Source organism: Trichococcus sp., from assembly GCF_049589555.1.
Classification (GTDB): domain Bacteria; phylum Bacillota; class Bacilli; order Lactobacillales; family Aerococcaceae; genus Trichococcus.
The window spans coordinates 1-1861 of the sequence record NZ_JBAWAZ010000151.1; the positions used below are offsets into that span (position 1 = coordinate 1).

General features: G+C 43.0%; 2 protein-coding genes. Both read right to left on the bottom strand.

Annotated elements, in window-relative coordinates:
- On the bottom strand, positions 1–377 hold a 377-nt coding region (locus tag WBV27_RS05905), incomplete at its 3' end, for a carbohydrate ABC transporter permease (protein ID WP_424200273.1).
- 138 nt (positions 378–515) lie between these two features.
- Positions 516–1760, bottom strand: a complete 1245-nt coding sequence (locus WBV27_RS05910; protein ID WP_424200275.1) for an ABC transporter substrate-binding protein — start codon at positions 1758–1760, stop codon at positions 516–518.
- Between the last annotated feature and the right edge of the window lie 101 nt (positions 1761–1861).

A 1861-nucleotide genomic window follows, 5' to 3' on the forward strand; every position in this document is an offset into this window, starting at 1 on the left:
GTAGTGAAGAATCCGATGATGGTTGAACTGATTACGTAAGGCAAAAACAGCATCAACTTGAAATACTGGGCGCCGCGGATTTTGATGAAGAGGATATATGCCAATATGAATTGTACAGGTGTGATGACGAACCAGATGCACAATATATATTTCAGGTTGTTGAACAACGCATTATAGAAAATCGGGGCCACCGTTTCATCGGTAAACAGCGTAATAAAGTTATCAAGGCCAACAAAGGTTTTCTCCCCGATTCCCGGCCATTCAAAAAAACTGTAGTACATGGCTGAAAAAATGGGGATGATTGCAAAGATTGTATATATCAGAAAGCCTGGTAGGATAAACCCTATCTGAGGCTTGCTTTTCAATAGATTTTTCATGGGTAAACTCCTTTTGCTGAAAATTTCAACATCTTGTCGGTCGCACGTCCTGGCGCTTTGTAATGCAGCATCCGTCCAGTCATTGAAGAGATTGAACGGATGCTGATTCAAAACGATGGATCAAATTTTCCGGTTGGGTTAATCCATGGCTGCGCCGATTTTGTCCATCAATTCATCCACAGTAAGTTTGTCTCCAAAAATTGCTGTTCCTTCCTCTTCCCAAACGGAAGCAGCAGAGTTTGAACCAGAGGAGTGTTTTGTCAACATCGACTGCCAAGTGCCTACCACTTGATCTGCATTCGAAATTTCTTGGGCAACACCTTCAGCCGATGGGATTTCTGAGTCGCCTGAAACGGCATGTAATTCTTTCACCCAAATCTCTTGTGCTTCCTTCGTTGCACAGAATTGCAGGAATGCTTCTGCTGCAGCACTGTTTTCTGTATCGGCATTCATCGAGAACCCGTTGGCGAATGATCCCATCATTGTCTTCGTTCCATCATTGGATGGAATTTGGAAAGCGCCAAAATTCAGATCCGGATTATTTTTTTCGATCGTTTGCACCATCCAAGAGCCATCGATGGTCATCGCAGCTTTGCCTGTCGTAAACGCCAGGGTTTGTCCATTGCTGTCCACACCTTTGAATCCATCGCCGAAGTAGCCTTTTTCTGCCCATTCAACAACTTTGTCCAATGCTGCTCTTGCTTCATCTGAATCTGCTTTTACAGAATAATCATCGAAGCCCTTCGTGTATTCTGGATATTGTGATGCCAACAGCACTTCATAGACCCACAACAGCTGCCATGAACTCAAACCGGATAACGAAATCGGCACATAGCCATTGTCCTTTATCTTTGCAAGCATCGCTTCAAATTCATCGAATGTTTTTGGTTCAGTGATGCCTAATTCTTCAAAAATATCTTTGTTGTAATAAACAGCTCTTGCATCAAAGGTCATCCAAGGAACCGAATACGTTTTGTCATCGATTTTGGCTAAGTCATACGACTCTTCGGACAGTTCGCTCAAATCAACTATGTCTGAAATATCAGCAACCTTTTCTTGTTCGACATAGGTTTGCATATTTTCTGTTGCTGTTCCGTTCGTCCAGAACAAATCAGGGCCGCTGCCTGATTGAAGGGATGTCGTCAACAGCGAGTAATAGTCGCTCCCTGACTTGGCTTCCACCTCAATATTGACGTCTGGGTATTCTTTATTGAACTCATCCACCAGCGTTTGTACAGGTTCTTCAAAACTAGGGTCATGTTCCCAGATAACCAAATCACCTTGGACTTCTCCGTCCGTACTTGTGGCTTCTTCTCCGCATCCTGTAATCAACGGGAACACCAGCATCGTTGAAGCGATTGTAAATAATAATTTCTTTTTCATCATTATTCTCCCTCTCTTTTGTAAAAATTGTTGATCATTCATTTCCGTTTATCGGCACTACTGACAGCGTGTACATTCATGCCCTCAGGCACTTGATAACT